Origin of the sequence: Helcococcus kunzii ATCC 51366 (assembly GCF_000245755.1) — a bacterium.
GTDB classification, from domain to species: domain Bacteria; phylum Bacillota; class Clostridia; order Tissierellales; family Peptoniphilaceae; genus Helcococcus; species Helcococcus kunzii.
Genome location: NZ_JH601088.1, coordinates 1,316,180 through 1,333,913, shown reverse-complemented (window position 1 = coordinate 1,333,913; position 17,734 = coordinate 1,316,180). Strand labels below are relative to the sequence as shown.

The window sequence follows — 17,734 nt, the reverse complement described above, 5'->3', positions numbered from 1 at the left end:
CCTAAGAAAAATTTTCAAAGGAGGAAAATTGGAAGATAGACAAATAAATAACACAATAGAGTTTTTTATACCTCTTGAAAAAATACCTACAGCTACAGGTCAACAGAAAAAAATCACTTGGAGTTATAAAGATAATAAACCAATTATATATGATGCACCACTTTTAAGAGAGGCGAAAGAAATATTTAAGTCTGAACTTTATAGACATAAACCAGATAAGCCTTTAATAGGTCCTTTAAGACTTGTTACTAAATGGTGTTATGGAACTAAAGATAAGACTAAAATTGGAGTCTATAAAGATACTAAGCCTGATACCGACAATATCATAAAAGCTTTTAAAGATCAGATGACTAAATTAAGATTTTGGGAAGATGATGCACAAGTTTCAAGTGAAATTACTGAAAAATTTTGGAATGATGTAGTAGGAATTTATGTAAAAATTGAAAAAATACAATAAAGGAAAATAAAAATGAAATGGATAAAAAAGAAAAAAGTAGAAGTAAATAAAAATGATAAAAAGTTTAAGATAGGGAAAATATATAAATTCAACGCGATTAATAATAGGAATGAAAAGCTATTAATTCATAATGATAAAGCAAAGTGTATTGAGCTATACGAAACATATGGATTATTTCAATTCAAAAATTATAAAGAATGTTTCTTGTATAGTGATGATAATTACATAATTACGGAAGTGTAATATGGTCGCTAAATACAAAATAGATGTAGACAAAATTCTAAAAATCAAAGAGGAACAAGGACTTATGCTTAAAGACATATACGAGGAATTAGACATATGCGATGGTTCTTTTCAGAGATACATGAGATTAGGATATACATCAACGAAAAAACATTATGAAAAAATTAGATTGTGGATATTAAAAAACGAGATTGCCTTATATATGGAAAAAAAGATTAGTTTCTATGAGGAGGGAAAGTGAATGAGAAGTTTAGCAAGATTTAACTTAACTAGTGGAAAAAGGACACAAATTACAAATGATGAACTTAAAAGCATACTTAATAATCTTACTTTGCAAGGACTGATTAATTATATAGCAGCCTACAGAGAGAATCAAAATAATTATGAATTGTCTTTTGAAGATTTTAGTAGTTTTCCAAAAGTTTTAGTAAAAATTATTAATTTTTATAATGGAGACATTGAAAGGCTTAAATCAGAATTGAATGAGTATTTGATTGAAGAGGATTATTTTAATATTAATTATAATCCAGAAATTGAAGAGGTGGAAGAATGAAATTTACAAGATACCCGAGCTTAACAAATCATTATGCGATAGGGAAAACAAGAGATTTAATTGGGAAATTAGATGATGAATATTATGCAACTGAAAAAAATCATGGAACTAATATTCAATTAACAGTTGATAAAAATTTAAGAGTTGGAGTTGGTAAAAGGTCAACTTTTATAACTGATGAAAAACCTTACTCTGATGTATTTGAACTATCGGAAGATATTATTGCAGAATTACAAGGTTTTATTGCTGAAAATGCAGATATAGAACAAGTTACTTTGTATGGAGAATTGTTTGGTAGTGGAGTACAAAAAACAGATTATCAAGCCAATAAGGATAAAGAAAGGCAAGTTAGGTTTTATGATTGCTTCATTCACTTTACAAATGGAAAAATTATAGCGAGTAAAAAAGATTTGTACGAGTTAGTAAAAGAAGAGTTTGTGGCAAAAATTATAAAAACAGGAAAATTGATTGATTTAGTTAAAGAAGAATTACCTAAAGAATCAACTTATGGTGGAAATACCTTTGAAGGTTATGTTTATAAACCTAATGTAGATAACTATGTATTAAATTCAAATAACAATGGAATATATTATCCAGTGGTAAAACACAAAACAGAAGATTTTTCAGAGGTTAGAAATAAAGTAAAAATAGAATTAGGGGAAGAAGAAATTAAATTACACAACTTGGTAGAAAGTTATATTACAAAGAATAGAGTAGTAAATGTTTTAAGCCATGGAGATATTGAACTGATTCCACAAAATATTGGGGAAATTATTAAATTAGTACAAGAAGACATCAAGAAAGAATTAATTAAAGAAAATCCAGAAGTTGACAAAAATCTTGTTTATCAAATAGTTAGAAAAAAAGGAAGTTTGATAGTTCCATTGATTAAAAAAATAATGTTTGAAGAGGTGGAATAATGGATTTATTGAGAGCGAGTATAAAAGAAATTCACAAAGAAGAAATAACTACATTAAATGGAAAGACTTATGTTGATGTTGAATTAACTGTGAATATATGGGGGAGTATAAGAAGAGAAGAAAGAGTTTTTAGGTTATCAGATTGGGAAGATTATAAGGAACAAGGATATTTTTTAACATAAGGAAGAGGTGGAGGAATGATTAATCAAGAAAATTTACTATTAGAATTATACAAAATAAAAACAAGAATAGAAGAAAGATTGATAGAAGTTGAGAAATTGCAATTTGTAATGTGGGATAAAGAAAAGGAAAAATCAAAGCTAATCGCTAAATTAGAAACAATTAACGAAGTAATTGAAATAGTGAATGTTGGAGATGAGGTGGAGGAATGAGTTTATTAGATTATATAGGATACATACTAGCAGGGATTGTAATATTTAATATTATATTCATCATTTGGGCATATTGGAGGTATAGAAAATGAGTGAGAGGGATCAGTTAACTTTAGATTATCTGAACAACCTAGATAGGATTAAAGTTTTAGAACAAAAGTACGATGATGACATAATAACTGGTGATGAAACTATTGAACTAATAGAGTTATATAGAAAAAATAAAAAGATTAGGAAGAAAATAAATAAGATATTAGATAGGGGGTGAATCTTGACGTTTGATGAAGTAAAACAATGGCTTAATAGAGCATATAAAATAGATGAGCTTATCCAATTAGATAAAAAGAAAATTCAAGAGTGGAATGAGTTAGCTACAAGTATAGGAAGTTTTTCTAATAGTGAAAAAGTTCAATCATCCATTAACACTGAAACCACATTTGTAAATAAATTATTTAAGAAAGATGAAGCAATAGAAAAATACAATCAAAGAATTATTGAAAGGTACAATATCAAAGAAGAAATTGATGAAGTTATAAATTCAATTGATGATAATGAAATAGTTATAGTATTGAGTTATAGATACTTAGAATTTTTAAGTTTTAGAAAAATTGCAACACTTATATATTCTAATAAAAGTACCGTACAAAGATTGCATGAAAAAGGTATACGAGAAGTTGAAAAAATTTTGGGACAAAGAGGGACACTCACTTGTGATAATATAGTATTATAAAAGAATAGGTAATTATAAATAGCTTTTAAGGATAACTTGAGATGGATAAACGATGTGATTATGATTAAATCACACGTGCCTGGGGTTGTCCTTTTTCTATACCTATTATTAAAATACAAAACGAATAGGAGGCGAATAATATTTGGCTAGACAAAGGAATCCAAATCGAGAAAAAGCCTTTGAAATATACCAAGAAAATAAAGGAAATATTGATTTGGTTGAGATTGCTAGACAGCTAGATATTTCAGCAGGAACTGTTCGAGGTTGGAAAAGTAAAGATAAATGGGAACAAAAATTAAACGGAACGTTCCAGAAAAATACGGAACGCTCCAAAAGGAAAAAAGGCGGACAGCCGAAAAATACAAATGCAAAAAAACATGGGTTGTTTGAGAGATTTCTTCCAAGTGAAACATTAGAAATAGTTGAGGCTATAAAAACAAAAAATCCAATCGATTTATTATGGGACCAAATAGTATTAGCTTATGCTGCAATTATTAGGTCTCAAAAAATAATGTATGTAGATGACAAGTATGACCATAATATTATAAAGTCTGGTTATTCTGCAGGTAAAACTATAGGAGAACAATTTGCAGTAGAATCAGCACAAACAAAACAAAGTAATTATCTTAATTCATTATCTAGAGTGCAATCACAATTAAATAATATGATTAAGCAATATGAAAAGATGATTAATGAAGATCCATTGGCTACTGAGGAACAAAAGGCAAGAATTGAAAATATTAAGGCAAGAACAGCTCATATAAAAGGATCTGATAACGACTATGAAGATATAGAAGATATAAGAGGTGTGATTTATGGCGACCAAAAGCAAGAGGATTAATTATAATTTTGGGCAAAAGCACATAGATTATATTAGAGCCTGTAGAAATTCAACGATAAACGTTGCAGAAGGGGCTGTAAGAGCAGGAAAGACTATAGATAATGTATTTGCCTTCGCGTATGACTTAGACCACTGTAGAGATAAATTACACCTTGCTACAGGTTCTACAGTAGCTAATGCAAAGTTAAACATTGGAGATGCAAATGGATTTGGACTTGAATATATTTTCAGAGGTCGTTGTAAATGGGGAAAATATAAATCAAATGAAGCACTATTTATTAAATCCTACACTGGTCTAAAAGTTGTTATATTTGCAGGTGGAATGAAAGAAAATTCTTACAAGTCTTTTAGGGGTAACTCATACGGAATGTGGATTGCAACAGAAATTAACCAGCATCATGATAATACAATTAAAGAAGCATTCAATAGGCAGCTAATGGCTTTGGATAGAAAAATATATTGGGACCTTAACCCAAGTGCTCCAAAGCATAAGATATACACCAATTATATTGACAAATACAAAGAGAAAAAGCTGAAAGGATACAACTATCAGTCGTTTACTATTTTCGATAATATTAATTTAACAGAAGAGCGTAAGCAAGAAATTATAGATCAATATGATAAAGAATCAATTTGGTATAAAAGAGACATATTAGGACAAAGAGCAATAGCAGAAGGATTAATATACAGGACGTTTGCTAATAAACCTTTGTCTTTTTATTTGGATGAAACTGAAGAAAAAAGATTCTATACGAAAAAAGTAATTGGAATGGACTTTGGTGGAAATAAATCCAATCATACATTAGTAGCTTCAGGAATGACAGTTAATTATAAAGAGCTGCATGCTTTATATAGTTCTAAATTAAGGGCTGAGGGGACAACGACCCAAGATATAACTAAATGGGTTATTAATTTTATAAAAGCAGTAGAAAGCCTATATGGTGCATTTGATTATTTCTATTATGATAATGCTGAGTCGGTGCTTGGTAGAGATGTTGAAAAGGCAATTTATAATGATGGATTAAATCATATTATTGTAAAAGGAGCTTGGAAACTTGAAATTAACGACAGAATAAGAGCTGAAAATATATTGATGGATTCCAAAAGATTTAAAATTACAAAGCATTGTAAAACTCTGGAGGAAGCATTATGCAATGCCGTGTGGAATAGTAAAAAATCAGACGAAGGAATAGATGAAAGGCTTGATGACGGAACGAATGATATTGATACGCTTGATGCGTTCGAATATACATTTGAAAGAGATATAAAAAGATTAATCGAAAGGAGGTAATCCATGTTCGATAAAGTAAAATCATTTTTTAGGAGGATTTATACAATGATTTTTCCTGTTGAGAGTGTTGATAAAGCACTTAATATTAAAATACCGGTTAATGCAGAAATGGGACGAGCAATCCAAAGATGGAAAGATATTTATCTGAATAAAGCTAAGTATATTAAATCAGGTGATAAAACAATGGAATTACCTGCTGCAATAGCTTCTGAATTAGCTAGATTAACTACGATTGAAATGAAATCAGAAATTACGGTTTCTAATAATACAGAAAACAAGTTAAATGATTTTTATCAAATAATTGTTGAAAAATTGAGAGTTCAAACGGAATATGCTATTGCTATGGGGGGCTTAATGTTGAAACCTTATCTCGATGATAATAAAATTTCGGTTGAATTTGTAAAGGCAGATAGATTTGTACCTGTAGGTTTTACAGATGGTGAAATGACTTCAGTTATTTTTATTGAACAGTTTATTGAAGGAGATAATACTTATACCAGATTAGAGCTACATGAACTTGCTGGAATCAATTATTATGTTACTAATAGAGCTTATAAGAAAGGGCCTAAAGATTATGGAGAAACTCCACTTGGTAGAGAAATAAAGTTATCAAGTGTAGGTGAATGGAAAGGGTTAGAAGAAAATATAGTTATTGAAAATGTTGAAAAACCATTATTTAGCTATTTTAAAATGCCGTTTGCTAACAATATAGATCCTGACTCTAACTTAGGTGTATCTGTTTATTCTAAAGCTGAAAGTTTGATACAAGAGGCATCAGAGATGTGGAACAGAATTAACTGGGAGTATAAAGCAAAAGAAGTTGCACTTGAAGTTTCTGAAACAATGATAAAAGATAATAAATTTCCAGAGGGCAAGGAAAGGCTATTTAGAAAGTACTCTATTGATAAACAAGGAGATGACACTTTCTATAATGTTTATAGCCCGGAAATAAGGGATTCTAGCCATTATAACGGACTTAATAAGATACTGCAAAGAGTAGAGTTCAACTGTGGACTTGCTTATGGAACATTATCAGATGTTCAAGAAGTTGAAAAGACAGCCGAAGAAATAAAAACAAGTAAACAAAGGTCTTATACCACAATATCAGATATTCAAAAATCATTACAAATAGCATTAGAACAATTAGTTTATGGAATGTGTATATTTGCTAAATTCTATAATATAGGGAAATTTGATGATTATGAAATCTCTTTCGAATGGGATGATTCCATAATAGTTGATAGAAAAACAGATGCAAACTTAATGTTACAAGAATTAGCTGCAGGCTTAATTAAACCTGAATATTATTTAATGTATAGATATGGGGTAACTGAAAGCCAAGCAAAAGAAATGTTACCTAATTCTGAAAATACTCAAACAGATTACGAAGTGGATGATTCTGATGCTTAATCATAAAGAATTAATAAATTTATCTAAGGAATTATCTTATCAGTTTAACGAGTTAGAAAGAATGCTAATATGGGATATAGCTAGAAGGATAGATTCAGAAATTAACGGTAAAGGTAATTATACACAAACTGCTGAAAAGCAAATGCAAGATTTAATAGATATTGGATATGACTCTAAAAGAGCAAGAGAGATGATAGCTAATACTTTAGGAATAAGTGCTAGTGTAGTCGATAGTATAGTTTATAAATATGGATTTGAAAAATATAGAGATGATTTTAAACATTACGCAACAGTTGGAAAAAAATTACAAGATTTTGAGAGAAATGGATTCGTTGTAAATTTAATAAGAGCTACTCAAGAAGATTTGAAAAAAGGTATATTAAATTTAAGTGGTACTATAGGTTTTGTTGATGAAAAAGGAAAATTTAGTCAAGTTGATAATTATTATAGACAAGCTATAAATACAGCTGTTTTTCAAACGACGAGTGGAGCCTTTGATTATCAGAGTGTTACTAGAAGAATTGTAAAACAGATGGCGAAATCAGGTGTTAGAACTGTTAATTATGAGTCAGGGGTATCTAGAAGTTTGGAATCAACAGTAAGAAATAATTTATTAACTGGAATTTCTCAGATGGCTGGTAAAATAGCTTTGCAAAATGCTATTGATATGGGTGAAGATTTAATGGAAATTACAGCACATGCCGGAGCGAGACCATCTCATTCTGTCTGGCAAGGTCAGATTGTTTCACTATCTGGTAGAAGTGGTTATTTAAATTTAATTGATATAGGTTATGGAGATGTTGCAGGATTTCAAGGGGCTAATTGTTATCATGACTGGTTTGTTTTTTTTGAAGGAATAAGTACTCGAAATTATACACAATCACAATTAGATGAATTTAATGATCAATCAAAAAAATATGAGTTTAACGGTAAAGAGTATAGCGAGTATGAAGCGGGTCAAAAAATGAGACAAATAGAAAGGTCAATATCTCAAACTAAAAGAGAACTAGTAGGTTTAGATGCAACAGATGACAAAGAAATGTTTACTGCTAGATCAATATATCTAAAAAGACAAAGAGAATTGTATGATGAATTTTCTGAAGTAACAGGTAAAGAAAAACTACCTCTCAATCAATTAGTGTATAATTTTGATAGGAAAAAAGCTGTACAGGCTACTTGGGCGTATAAGAAAGTAGATAAATTAGCTGAAAAGTTGTATAATATATATAATAAAAATGAGAGAATTAATCTTCTTGCTAGACATAATTTATTTAATGAAAAATGGAACAAATCAGAATTCAGAACTGAAAAATCCTTACAAGGCCATTTTAAATCTCATGGGAAAGAATTTAATTTTAAGACTAAAGAAGAATATATTAAGTCTGCAAGAAAATTATTATCTAAAAAAATCGACGGTGAAAATATCTTCGGATATGAAACGAAAGATGGAAGAACAGTAATTTATGATAAAGCTAAAAATGAGATTGCTATTGGACAAAATGGATATATAAAAACATTTTATAAACCAACAAAACAGTATGATTATTATCTAGAGCAATTAGAAAAGGATGTAAAAAATGGAAAATAAGAAAGGTGTCATAAGAATTGATGGATTCCCATATATACATTGTCCCGTTTGTGGAACATTAGTAGAAGAACATGACATTTGCGAAAAATGTGGATATCATAATAGTGGATATGGAGAGAAATTAGATGGTCCACAAGGACCAATGAAATTAACTCTAAGAGAGTGTAAAGAATTATATGAAAAAGGATTACCATTTAAATAAGCCATCCTAGAATTAACTAGGGTGGTATTTTTATGTCAAAATTTGGAAAGGAGGTTATTTCGTGAGAACTATTAAAGAAAAATAGAAAGCGAGGTGATCCAACAATCTCCCATGCAATAGGGTTAAAATGCACTTAGTCATACAAGGAATTTCGCTACCTTATGACATGAAAAGACCTGGATAAGTCTTAAAACTGTCCTAAATATAATTTTACTAATGAGCCTTTCAAGGCTCTTTTATTTTGCCTAGCTATCGGCGTTTAAATTTAGCAATCACAGATGACTGAGTGAACAGTCGATTAATAAAATCAGTGATTAAAGGAGTAAATATGGAAACTATAAAACAATTATTTTGTGATAAATCTTTAAGTTATGATCAGTTTATTTCGTTAATTAAAGACAATGGTATAAAGCTAGCAGACCTTAGTCAAGGGCAGTATGTGGACAAACAAAAATTTGATAATAAAGTTGAAGAAGTAAATAATTTACAATCTCAATTAAATACTGCTAATGAAACAATTAAAGATTTTCAAAATACTGAGAATGATTTAAAGACTTTAAGACAAAAAGCTGCAGAATATGAAAAGGATAATGCAGAATGGCAAGATAAATATGATAACTCAATTAAAGAATATGCTTTAAGAGAAGAGTTAATGCTTGCTGGAGCAAAAAATCCTAAAGCTGTTGCTGCAGTTTTAGATTTGTCAAAAGCTGAATTTAAAGAAGGTAAGTGGATAGGACTTGAAGACATAATTAATGCTCATAAAGAGTCTGAAGACTATATGTATAAAGGAAATGACAATACAACTCCACCAAGGTTTGTTAAACCTGGAAATAATACAACTAGTAATCTTACAGTTTCAGAAATTATGTCAATTCAAGATTCTGAAGAGAGAACGAAAGCTATAATTGAAAATAAAGAATTATTTAATAATTAAAGGAGAAATAAAATATGGCAGAAGAAAATTTACAATCAAAAACAGATTATTTAGCGGCAAAAGATATTGATTTTGCATATAGATTCGAGGAAAAGATAACAGGCTTAGAAAAAATGCTATCAGTAATGAGAGTTATACCTATGCCAATGGGAGCAACTGTTAAGACTTATAAATCTTCAGTTACTTTAGCTGGAGGTAAGGTTGCTGAAGGTGAAGTAATTCCTTTATCTAAAGTAAAATTTGAACCAGATAAAACATATGAATTAGAGTGGGATAAAAGAAGAAAATCTGTACCAGGTGAACATATCCAACGTTACGGATTCAAAAAAGCTGTATCAATGACAGATGATAAATTACTTAACGAGTTGAACAAGAACTTGAGAAATAATTTATTTACTAATATGAAGACTGGTACTGGTACTGCAACAGGTGTAGGTCTTAAAGGAGCCTTAGCACAGGGTTGGGCACAACTTGAAATAGCTTATGAAGACCAAGAGTTTGTTTCAGTAGCGTTTGTAAATCCGCTTGATGTTGCTGATTACTTAGGACAAGCTCAAGTTAATATGCAAAAAGAATTTGGAATGACCTATTTAGAAAACTTTTTGGGGTATGATGTAGTATTTATATCAAATTCAGTAGATAAATCAACTGTAATAACTACAGTAGCTGAAAATATGGTAATGTATTATGTTCCTGTAGCTGGATCAGATGTTGCAAATGCATTTGACTTAATTACAGGCGTTAAAGGTTTCTTGGGTGTTAAACACTTCCAAGATAATATTTCATTCACTTATCAAACATTGGCTGTTTCTTCAATGCTTTGGTTAGCTGAAAAATTAGATGGAATATTTAAGGTGACAATAACTAAAGCTGAATTATAAAACTAAGGGAGGGATATTATCCCTCCTGTTTTTATAAGAAAGGATAAATTATGTATATACAATTAAATCAAGATGTAATTTTCAAAGATTATAAAGAAGACGGTAAACAAGGTCAAGTTGTTGAAGTTACGGAAGAATTAGCAAAAAAAATTGTTGCCGCAGGGTGCGGAAAAGAAGTTAGACTAATTAAGTTAAGTCCAAAAGAAGATAAAGGACTAACCGTACATGAAATAAAAGAAATACTAGATAAAAATAAAATAGAATATAATCCAAAAGCTAAAAAAGAGGAATTAATGAAATTACTTCCTCAAGAATAGGAGGTAATAAATGTATATAGATTATTCATTTTATTCAGGTGAATATGGTGGAACAGTAACAGAGCAAAAGTTCAATAAATTAAATATACAAGCTCAATCAAAAGTCGATTATTTTACTTTTGGAAGAATAAAATATTTAGAAACAATCCCAGATACAGTTAAATTTGCTGTATGTGAAGTAATTGATACTTTAGATGAGTATTATATTGAATTATCGAATAAAAGCTCTGCAAGTCGTAGAATAGCTTCGGAAACTATAGGTTCCCATTCGGTATCATTCAAATATGGAGACGAAATAACTACCTCTAAAAACAAAGATAAAACTATTGATGATAGAGTGTATGAAGTTGTGTCTACTTATCTGATGAATGAACAAAATCTTATGTATAGAGGAGTTGAATGTCATGATTACGGAATCTAATATTACGATTTATAACAAATACTTAGATAAAATTACAAGATTAGATAAGTGGAAAAAAACTCAAATACTAAATGTTCATTGGGAAGAAACAAAAGGTATCAATATAATCAAATCTGGAATGTCAAATGCTGATTCTGTTAAAGTATTTATTCCATATTTATCTATTGAAGATCTTGTTTATATAGACCCAATACAATTTAATGGTAAAGGGTTTACAATAAAACCTGGAGATTATATTGTAAAAGGGTTAATTGAAGATGAAATAACTTCATCAAGTGAACTTGAAAAACAATATAAAACTGCTGTGAAAATAAAAACTGTTAACAACAGAAACGATTCATTAATAAAAGATTTATGGCACTTTGAGGTTGGGTGTGAGTAAACCTATTGTATATTTAAGAGCGTTTCAAATAAAAGCAGCAGTAAAACTTGCAAGTGCAAGAGGTCTAAATACAGGTGGAAATGTTCAAAAATTTATAGATAGTGAAGTATTAAGGAAATCTGAGCCATATGTTCCTAAGTTAACTAGGACACTTATAAGAAGTGGTACTATTAACACTCAAATAGGGTCTGGTGAAGTTATATATAGAACTCCATATGCTCGTAGACAATACTATGAAAATGCAGGTCGAGGACAAGAAGGTATGGCGAAAGGTGGAAGAAGAGGGAAAATGTGGTTTGAAAGAATGAAAGCTAATCATTTAGAAGAAATTTTAAGCGGTGCTGCAAAGATTGCAGGGGGTAAACCAAGAAAATGATTAATAAGATAAGAGAATATTTTTTAAAATGTCCATTTTTAGAAGAAAATGCAAAGTTAGGAATAGATTATTTAACCGATGGAGCTGTTAACTATTCAATTAATGTAGACCCTTCAGGTGCACCTATAAAAAGATATACAGATGGTAGTTGTATAAAAGGCTTGAATTTTAGTTTCAAATCTCATGAATACTATTCTTCATCTGAAGTAGATAACACTTCTAATTTGGAGTTTTATAATAAACTTGAAAGATGGATAAAAGAAAATAATGAAAAAGGTATAGTTCCAGAATTAGATGAACAATATCAATATCCACAAGAAATAGAAGTATTGACAAGTGGGTATTTGTTTGATAATGATGAAGCTATAGGGCAATATGTCATTCAATTAAGATTTATTTATATGGAGGATTAAAATGGCAAAACAAAGAAAATTAGTAGTAAGAGCTAGAAAAGTAAGTTATATGAACACTGGTACTCAAGAAGTACCAGTTTGGACTAGAATGAGGGGTTTTACTAGCTTAAATAAATCAAAAGAAGCTCTTGAATATTCAAGACAATATGTAGATGAATATTTTGAAACAACAGATAGTGTAGGTATGTCTGAAGGTATTGAGTTTGAATTTGATCAATATACAAATGATGAACCGCACAAGAAAATTGCAAAAATATTTGATGATGAACTTGTAGGAGATGATGCAAATGTTGAAATTCTTACAGTCGATTATTCTTCAATGTTAACAGCAGAAAGTGAAATGCCAAAAGAATATGATGGTATTCAAAGAACCTATACTGTAATTCCGGATGGTGAAGGCGATGGAACAGAATCATATAAATATAGTGGAGCATTTAAAGCAAAAACAGCGATAAAGAAAGTAAAAGTAACTGCACCACAACATGATAAATCAGAAGTTGTTACTATCGGAACAAAAGAATTGTAATAAGAGAGGGCTGAAATAGTCCTCTTTTTATTTTAATTAATAGGAGATTAGAATGTTAAAATTAGAATTAAATTTTGATAAAAAAGATATAGAAGTTGAGATTAATGGGAAAATTTATGGCTTTGATTTGAATAATGAGAAACTAGAACAAATGGCAAGTTTAAAAGAAATTGCTGATAATTTAGATTCAAATAATGAGACTGAAGTTATAGAAGCTTTAGAAGATGGTTTGGAATTAATTTATGGGGAAGGTACTATTGATAGTATTTATGGAAATAAAGAAACTACAAGAGCAACCTTATTAGATATATTATTTTTAACTATAAAAGCAATAGAAAACTATGGTGGAAAATTTGGAATTAATATGAAAAATAGTGAAGATGAAAAAAAAGCTGATGATAATGTTATTAAATTAAATAGACAACAAAGAAGAGCACAGCGAAGAGCAAATAATAGAAAGAAATAGTTATATATGAACTATCCAAAATATATAATATACAACAACACTGAAATTCCAATAAATTGGGACTTTAGAGCAGGAATAGAGTTTGAAAAATTAATATATGATAGTAGTATTAGTGAAGAAGAACGATTAATTAAAATACTTGAAAATTATTTTAAATTATTACCTAAAATAGATGAGCCACATTTATTAATAAATGAAATATTAAAATTCTATAGATGTGGTAAGGAATTGCCTAGAATAAATGAAGAAGATGATGTTATAAGGAAAAAACAAGCTTATGATTTTGTGGAAGATTGGGGATATATTCATGCAGCATTTTTACAACAATATAGAGTTGACTTAAATACTGTAAAAAATCTTCATTGGTGGCAATTTAAGGGAATGTTTGAAAGTTTAGATGAAAATACTCAATTTAAAAAAATATTAGGATTTAGATTAATTAAGATAGATTCTAAAATGAGTAAAGAACAAAAGAAATATTATAATGAAATGAAAGAAATATATAAGCTTCCTGATAAGAGAACACAGGAGGAAATTGATGAAGAATTTGCAAATGCCTTTTTCTAGAAAATGGGTTACCTGTCCACATTGTGGGAAAAGATTAGCAATGATTGACAAAAACTCAAAGATAGAAAAGGTTTATATAAAATGCACAAGATGTAAAAATGAAATTGAAATTAAAAATAAAATAAATAATTAAAAAGAACGCTCTGACGTCATTATTTATCATTTTATAAATTGGAGGTGTAAACAATGGCTGATGGGCGTTTATTATTTGATACTAAAATTAACACTTCCGGTTTTACAAAAGGACTAAAAGGATTAGGTTCTTTAGCGGGTAAAGCAGTAGCGGGTGTAACAAAGGCTGTAATTGGAGTTACCGCTGGTATAGCTGCGTTTGGAGTTGCTGCAGTAAAAACTGGAATGGAGTTTGAGGCTCAAATGTCAAGAGTTCAAGCAATCTCTGGGGCAACCGGAGAGGAACTCAAAGAACTAAATAAATTAGCTGTAAAACTTGGAGCTGACACAGCATTCAGTGCAAAAGAAGCAGCAGATGGTATGGAAAACTTGGCTTCAGCAGGTTTTGATACAAAAGAAATTATGTCAGCAATGCCAGGACTTTTGGATTTAGCGGCAGTATCCGGAGGAGATGTTGCTAAAGCTTCAGAAGTTGCAGCATCTACATTAAGGGCTTTTGGTTTAGAAGCAAGTAAAGCGGGTCATATTGCTGATGTTTTTGCAAGAGCGGCAGCGGATACAAACGCTGAAGTTGATGACATGGGCGAAGCAATGAAATATGTTGCTCCAGTTGCGAAAGCAATGGGTCAAACTGTTGAAGAAACCGCTGCAGCAATAGGATTAATGTCTGATGCTGGTATAAAAGGATCTCAAGCAGGTACAACATTAAGAGGGGCATTCTCTAGATTAGTAAAACCGACTAAAAAAATGAATGCTGTAATGGATGAGCTTGGATTGAAGTTTTTTGATGCTCAAGGAAATATGAAACCATTAAATGGTATTATTTCAGAACTTCAAAGAGGAACAAAAGGTTTAACACAAGAACAAAAAAACCAAGCTATTGTTACTTTATTTGGTCAAGAATCACTTTCTGGAATGCTTGCACTTGTAGAAGCTGGACCTGATAAACTGAATGAATTAACAAAGTCATTAAAAAATTCAGATGGAGCAGCTGATGAAATGGCTAGGACTATGCAAAACAATGTTCAATCTGGCATTGAACAAATGCTTGGTTCTTTAGAGACTTTACAAATAAAGATTTTCCAAAGTGTAGATAAGCCATTAGGAAATGCAATTGGTAAGATTACTGATTATATTAACAAAATGGGGGATGCATTTAGTGGATTAGATGAAGCAACAATAAAGAAATTAAATAATTCAAGTAAAGGTCTTGAGGAATTAGGTATAAGTGCTGCTCAAGCAAAAGGTGGAGTAGAAGGGTTAGTAATGGTTTTAGGGGGCATGCTAACCGAAGCATTAATAGGATTGGCGAAAAGTTTACCTAATGTTGCTCAATTAGCTGTTAATGTAGTTAGTACTTTTGCTCAATCGTTAACTAATAACTTACCTCAAATTAGTAAATCTGCTGCAGATTTAGGGATAATTCTTATTAATGGATTATTAAAGATTGTACCTCAAATATTAGTTGCTGGTATAGAAATAGTGTCTAGTTTTATAGGTGCTATAGCTGATAAATTACCATCATTAATACCGACATTTATTACAGGGCTCCAAAATGTTATAAACACAATAATAACAAACTTACCAAAATTTGTTTCTGCAGCAGGAAAAATTATTGATTCCTTAGTTCAAGGTATATTAAAGTCGTTACCTATATTAATACCTGCAATTATCCAAATTGTTGATTCATTTGGTCAGGTAATTTTAGAAAATTTACCAATACTATTAGATGCTGCCCTTCAAATTATATTAGCTTTATCTGATGGTATTGTAACAGCACTTCCTACTTTAATACCTCAAGTAGTTCAAATAATTTTAACAATTGTAGAATTTATAACTGAAAATATCAATTTAGTTGTAGATGCTGCTGTAAAAATTATTTTAGGATTGGTCCAAGGTTTAATTCAAGCATTACCACAGATTATACCTGCAGCATTAAAAATGATTGTAGCAATTTGTGATGCTTTAATTGAAAATATACCAGTACTTATAGATGCTGCCTTAGAACTAATTATGGCATTAGCTCAAGGTTTAATTGATAATTTACCATATTTGATAGAACAAGTACCGCGTATTATTAATAGTTTTGCAGATGCACTATTTGGTAAAATTCCACAGATTATAGCTACAGGATTTAAGCTTTTAGTGGCTTTAGGAAAAGGATTAATTAATGCAATACCAACTTTAATAGCAAATATCCCTCAGATAATTATGGCTATTATAAATGCGTTCACATTAATGAATTTTTTGAGTCTTGGTAAAAACCTTATTAGTCATATTGGTAAAGGTATTACTTACATGAAAAATAACATTGGGGGGATTGTAAAAAATCTTGCTAATAATGTTATTGATTTTATAAAAAATATCTTTACTAAAGGTCTTAGTATAGGAAAAGATTTAATATCAAGCATTGGACGAGGAATCCATTCAATGTTTTCTTTCATTGGTGGAGTTGCAAGAAACTTAGGTAATACTGCAATTGACGCGATTAAAAGTGCTTTCACAGGTGCATTTGATATTGGAAAGAATTTAATACAAGGATTGTGGAATGGTATTAAATCTGTAACTGGATGGATAAAAGATAAAATTGCTGGATTTGCTGGAGGAATATTAAGTAGTATAAAAGGTTTCTTTGGCATTAAATCACCTTCAAGAGTAATGGCTAAGGAAGTTGGTAAATGGTTACCACCAGGAGTTGCAGTAGGTTTTGATGATAGTATGCCAAAATTAGAAAAAAATGTTAAAAAGCAACTAGGCGGCTTAACAGATACTATGCAAAAAACTGTAGAAGCTGAAAGTACATTAACAGCTGGAAAAATAGCAGCCAATAGTAATGTATATTTACCAAGCCCATATGATAGAAAAGAAATTAAATCAGGAAGTACAGCAATGATTATTGGTGATATACACACTACCGTAGACCTTGAAGGAAGAACAGTTGGTTATAGTACTGCAAGGTATAGTTCAGAAGAACAAGCATTAGATAGTAAAAGGAGAAGATATTAGTGAAAATAAATGGAATAGACTTAAAAAACTTTAATGCAAGATTAGTTGAAAGAAGTTTAGAATCTTCAGAAATAAGAATTGATACGGAGTGGCCAGAAAAGTCACTCCTTCCATTTATTGGAGATGATATTTTTTATAACTATAAACCTCTAAAACTAGACATTGAATATAAAGGAAATTTTCAAACAACCAATTTGAATAAGAGTAAATTAATTGCCCAATTATCAAAATGTGAAATAACGGAATTTGGATTAGGGAAAAATATTCTATTTGGATATTTATCTAATCATTCTGTAAAAATAGATAACGGAAAATATCAAAGAGTTGAATACGAATTAATGGTTATCGAGTATATGCCAGAAGTAGAAACAACAAATTTTAAAATAATAAATCCTGGTACTGGAATAACACCTGCAACGATAGAAATAACTCCAAGTAAAGCTGGTGCATATGTTCTTTATATAAATCAGGGGACAATTAATGAGGTAAAAATTACATTAAATAACATGATAGTAGGAAAAGCAAGAACTATAGGAATTGAAAGTGGCGTATTTGAAGGAGTAAATAATAAATTTTCAGATACAATTTTCTTCACATATCCTAAGTTAATACCAGGAGAAAATAATATTAAAATTACCCCAGCTGCAACTATAAAAACTAAATTTAAACCGAGGATAATATAA

27 protein-coding genes are annotated in these 17,734 nt (G+C 30.1%); all 27 read left to right on the top strand.

The window, feature by feature from the left end:
- Positions 1-28: 28 nt before the first annotated feature.
- Positions 29-457, top strand: coding sequence for a RusA family crossover junction endodeoxyribonuclease (locus tag HMPREF9709_RS06140; RefSeq protein ID WP_005398725.1), 429 nt, complete (start codon positions 29-31; stop codon positions 455-457).
- Between the two features lie 12 nt (positions 458-469).
- Complete coding sequence (locus tag HMPREF9709_RS06135) at positions 470-700, top strand: hypothetical protein (protein ID WP_005398724.1); 231 nt, start codon at positions 470-472, stop codon at positions 698-700.
- 1 nt (position 701) lies between these two features.
- A complete protein-coding gene (locus HMPREF9709_RS06130) occupies positions 702-941 on the top strand; it encodes a hypothetical protein (protein WP_005398723.1) in 240 nt (79 codons plus the stop codon).
- The gene (locus HMPREF9709_RS06125; protein WP_005398722.1) at positions 942-1,253 is read left to right on the top strand and encodes a hypothetical protein; all 312 of its coding nucleotides are present in this window, start codon (positions 942-944) and stop codon (positions 1,251-1,253) included. It abuts the gene before it with no gap.
- The gene (locus HMPREF9709_RS06120; protein WP_005398721.1) at positions 1,250-2,173 is read left to right on the top strand and encodes an RNA ligase family protein; all 924 of its coding nucleotides are present in this window, start codon (positions 1,250-1,252) and stop codon (positions 2,171-2,173) included. The genes HMPREF9709_RS06125 and HMPREF9709_RS06120 overlap by 4 nt, the downstream gene beginning before the upstream one ends.
- Positions 2,173-2,355 carry a hypothetical protein gene (locus HMPREF9709_RS06115; protein ID WP_005398720.1) on the top strand — a complete coding sequence of 61 codons (183 nt, stop codon included), beginning with the start codon at positions 2,173-2,175 and terminating at the stop codon, positions 2,353-2,355. The genes HMPREF9709_RS06120 and HMPREF9709_RS06115 overlap by 1 nt, the downstream gene beginning before the upstream one ends.
- A gap of 15 nt (positions 2,356-2,370) precedes the next feature.
- Positions 2,371-2,565 carry a hypothetical protein gene (locus tag HMPREF9709_RS06110; protein WP_005398719.1) on the top strand — a complete coding sequence of 65 codons (195 nt, stop codon included), beginning with the start codon at positions 2,371-2,373 and terminating at the stop codon, positions 2,563-2,565.
- Between the two features lie 88 nt (positions 2,566-2,653).
- On the top strand, positions 2,654-2,833 hold the full coding sequence (locus tag HMPREF9709_RS06105) for a hypothetical protein (protein WP_005398717.1): 180 nt from the start codon (positions 2,654-2,656) through the stop codon (positions 2,831-2,833).
- Between the two features lie 3 nt (positions 2,834-2,836).
- Positions 2,837-3,295: a hypothetical protein gene (locus HMPREF9709_RS06100; protein WP_005398716.1), complete on the top strand. Its 459-nt coding sequence runs from the start codon at positions 2,837-2,839 to the stop codon at positions 3,293-3,295.
- A 142-nt stretch (positions 3,296-3,437) separates the two neighbouring features.
- On the top strand, positions 3,438-4,136 hold the full coding sequence (gene terS, locus HMPREF9709_RS06095) for a phage terminase small subunit (RefSeq protein ID WP_005398715.1): 699 nt from the start codon (positions 3,438-3,440) through the stop codon (positions 4,134-4,136).
- The gene (locus HMPREF9709_RS06090; RefSeq protein WP_005398714.1) at positions 4,111-5,427 is read left to right on the top strand and encodes a terminase large subunit domain-containing protein; all 1,317 of its coding nucleotides are present in this window, start codon (positions 4,111-4,113) and stop codon (positions 5,425-5,427) included. The genes terS and HMPREF9709_RS06090 overlap by 26 nt, the downstream gene beginning before the upstream one ends.
- A 3-nt stretch (positions 5,428-5,430) precedes the next feature.
- Complete coding sequence (locus tag HMPREF9709_RS06085) at positions 5,431-6,837, top strand: phage portal protein (protein ID WP_005398713.1); 1,407 nt, start codon at positions 5,431-5,433, stop codon at positions 6,835-6,837.
- Positions 6,830-8,425, top strand: a complete 1,596-nt coding sequence (locus HMPREF9709_RS09635) for a phage minor capsid protein (RefSeq protein ID WP_005398712.1) — start codon at positions 6,830-6,832, stop codon at positions 8,423-8,425. Before HMPREF9709_RS06085 ends, HMPREF9709_RS09635 begins: the two co-directional genes overlap by 8 nt.
- A complete protein-coding gene (locus HMPREF9709_RS06075) occupies positions 8,415-8,627 on the top strand; it encodes a hypothetical protein (RefSeq protein ID WP_005398711.1) in 213 nt (70 codons plus the stop codon). Before HMPREF9709_RS09635 ends, HMPREF9709_RS06075 begins: the two co-directional genes overlap by 11 nt.
- Positions 8,628-8,955: 328 nt before the next feature.
- Positions 8,956-9,564: a phage scaffolding protein gene (locus HMPREF9709_RS09630; protein WP_005398710.1), complete on the top strand. Its 609-nt coding sequence runs from the start codon at positions 8,956-8,958 to the stop codon at positions 9,562-9,564.
- 14 nt (positions 9,565-9,578) lie between these two features.
- Positions 9,579-10,445 (top strand): hypothetical protein, encoded by an 867-nt coding sequence (locus HMPREF9709_RS06065; RefSeq protein WP_005398709.1) that lies wholly within the window; start codon positions 9,579-9,581, stop codon positions 10,443-10,445.
- A 50-nt stretch (positions 10,446-10,495) separates the two neighbouring features.
- Entirely contained in the window at positions 10,496-10,762 is a 267-nt protein-coding gene (locus HMPREF9709_RS06060; RefSeq protein WP_005398708.1) for a HeH/LEM domain-containing protein, read from the top strand.
- Positions 10,763-10,772: 10 nt separating this feature from the next.
- Positions 10,773-11,183 carry a head-tail connector protein gene (locus HMPREF9709_RS06055; RefSeq protein WP_005398707.1) on the top strand — a complete coding sequence of 137 codons (411 nt, stop codon included), beginning with the start codon at positions 10,773-10,775 and terminating at the stop codon, positions 11,181-11,183.
- Positions 11,167-11,565: a DUF6751 family protein gene (locus HMPREF9709_RS09625; RefSeq protein ID WP_005398706.1), complete on the top strand. Its 399-nt coding sequence runs from the start codon at positions 11,167-11,169 to the stop codon at positions 11,563-11,565. Before HMPREF9709_RS06055 ends, HMPREF9709_RS09625 begins: the two co-directional genes overlap by 17 nt.
- Complete coding sequence (locus tag HMPREF9709_RS06045) at positions 11,558-11,941, top strand: minor capsid protein (protein WP_005398705.1); 384 nt, start codon at positions 11,558-11,560, stop codon at positions 11,939-11,941. Before HMPREF9709_RS09625 ends, HMPREF9709_RS06045 begins: the two co-directional genes overlap by 8 nt.
- A complete protein-coding gene (locus HMPREF9709_RS06040) occupies positions 11,938-12,354 on the top strand; it encodes a hypothetical protein (protein WP_005398704.1) in 417 nt (138 codons plus the stop codon). The genes HMPREF9709_RS06045 and HMPREF9709_RS06040 overlap by 4 nt, the downstream gene beginning before the upstream one ends.
- A gap of 1 nt (position 12,355) precedes the next feature.
- Positions 12,356-12,880 (top strand): hypothetical protein, encoded by a 525-nt coding sequence (locus HMPREF9709_RS06035; RefSeq protein WP_005398703.1) that lies wholly within the window; start codon positions 12,356-12,358, stop codon positions 12,878-12,880.
- Between the two features lie 52 nt (positions 12,881-12,932).
- On the top strand, positions 12,933-13,346 hold the full coding sequence (locus tag HMPREF9709_RS06030; RefSeq protein WP_005398702.1) for a hypothetical protein: 414 nt from the start codon (positions 12,933-12,935) through the stop codon (positions 13,344-13,346).
- A 6-nt stretch (positions 13,347-13,352) separates the two neighbouring features.
- Complete coding sequence (locus HMPREF9709_RS06025; protein ID WP_005398701.1) at positions 13,353-13,913, top strand: Gp15 family bacteriophage protein; 561 nt, start codon at positions 13,353-13,355, stop codon at positions 13,911-13,913.
- Positions 13,885-14,046, top strand: a complete 162-nt coding sequence (locus HMPREF9709_RS10070) for a hypothetical protein (protein ID WP_005398700.1) — start codon at positions 13,885-13,887, stop codon at positions 14,044-14,046. The genes HMPREF9709_RS06025 and HMPREF9709_RS10070 overlap by 29 nt, the downstream gene beginning before the upstream one ends.
- Before the next feature lie 53 nt (positions 14,047-14,099).
- Positions 14,100-17,051 carry a phage tail tape measure protein gene (locus HMPREF9709_RS09620; protein WP_005398699.1) on the top strand — a complete coding sequence of 984 codons (2,952 nt, stop codon included), beginning with the start codon at positions 14,100-14,102 and terminating at the stop codon, positions 17,049-17,051.
- Positions 17,051-17,734 carry a phage tail family protein gene (locus HMPREF9709_RS06015; RefSeq protein ID WP_005398698.1) on the top strand — a complete coding sequence of 228 codons (684 nt, stop codon included), beginning with the start codon at positions 17,051-17,053 and terminating at the stop codon, positions 17,732-17,734. The genes HMPREF9709_RS09620 and HMPREF9709_RS06015 overlap by 1 nt, the downstream gene beginning before the upstream one ends.

Coding starts and splice junctions, on each gene's coding strand:
- HMPREF9709_RS06055 (WP_005398707.1), top strand. CDS start 10,773: ATGTATATAGATTATTCATTTTATTCAGGTGAATATGGTGGAACAGTA.
- HMPREF9709_RS06030 (WP_005398702.1), top strand. CDS start 12,933: ATGTTAAAATTAGAATTAAATTTTGATAAAAAAGATATAGAAGTTGAG.
- HMPREF9709_RS06110 (WP_005398719.1), top strand. CDS start 2,371: ATGATTAATCAAGAAAATTTACTATTAGAATTATACAAAATAAAAACA.
- HMPREF9709_RS06040 (WP_005398704.1), top strand. CDS start 11,938: ATGATTAATAAGATAAGAGAATATTTTTTAAAATGTCCATTTTTAGAA.
- HMPREF9709_RS06105 (WP_005398717.1), top strand. CDS start 2,654: ATGAGTGAGAGGGATCAGTTAACTTTAGATTATCTGAACAACCTAGAT.
- HMPREF9709_RS06115 (WP_005398720.1), top strand. CDS start 2,173: ATGGATTTATTGAGAGCGAGTATAAAAGAAATTCACAAAGAAGAAATA.
- HMPREF9709_RS06075 (WP_005398711.1), top strand. CDS start 8,415: ATGGAAAATAAGAAAGGTGTCATAAGAATTGATGGATTCCCATATATA.
- HMPREF9709_RS09620 (WP_005398699.1), top strand. CDS start 14,100: ATGGCTGATGGGCGTTTATTATTTGATACTAAAATTAACACTTCCGGT.
- HMPREF9709_RS06060 (WP_005398708.1), top strand. CDS start 10,496: ATGTATATACAATTAAATCAAGATGTAATTTTCAAAGATTATAAAGAA.
- HMPREF9709_RS06130 (WP_005398723.1), top strand. CDS start 702: ATGGTCGCTAAATACAAAATAGATGTAGACAAAATTCTAAAAATCAAA.
- HMPREF9709_RS06025 (WP_005398701.1), top strand. CDS start 13,353: ATGAACTATCCAAAATATATAATATACAACAACACTGAAATTCCAATA.
- HMPREF9709_RS06125 (WP_005398722.1), top strand. CDS start 942: ATGAGAAGTTTAGCAAGATTTAACTTAACTAGTGGAAAAAGGACACAA.
- HMPREF9709_RS06090 (WP_005398714.1), top strand. CDS start 4,111: ATGGCGACCAAAAGCAAGAGGATTAATTATAATTTTGGGCAAAAGCAC.
- HMPREF9709_RS09630 (WP_005398710.1), top strand. CDS start 8,956: ATGGAAACTATAAAACAATTATTTTGTGATAAATCTTTAAGTTATGAT.
- HMPREF9709_RS09625 (WP_005398706.1), top strand. CDS start 11,167: ATGATTACGGAATCTAATATTACGATTTATAACAAATACTTAGATAAA.
- HMPREF9709_RS06135 (WP_005398724.1), top strand. CDS start 470: ATGAAATGGATAAAAAAGAAAAAAGTAGAAGTAAATAAAAATGATAAA.
- HMPREF9709_RS06035 (WP_005398703.1), top strand. CDS start 12,356: ATGGCAAAACAAAGAAAATTAGTAGTAAGAGCTAGAAAAGTAAGTTAT.
- HMPREF9709_RS10070 (WP_005398700.1), top strand. CDS start 13,885: ATGAAGAATTTGCAAATGCCTTTTTCTAGAAAATGGGTTACCTGTCCA.
- HMPREF9709_RS06065 (WP_005398709.1), top strand. CDS start 9,579: ATGGCAGAAGAAAATTTACAATCAAAAACAGATTATTTAGCGGCAAAA.
- HMPREF9709_RS06085 (WP_005398713.1), top strand. CDS start 5,431: ATGTTCGATAAAGTAAAATCATTTTTTAGGAGGATTTATACAATGATT.
- HMPREF9709_RS06120 (WP_005398721.1), top strand. CDS start 1,250: ATGAAATTTACAAGATACCCGAGCTTAACAAATCATTATGCGATAGGG.
- HMPREF9709_RS09635 (WP_005398712.1), top strand. CDS start 6,830: ATGCTTAATCATAAAGAATTAATAAATTTATCTAAGGAATTATCTTAT.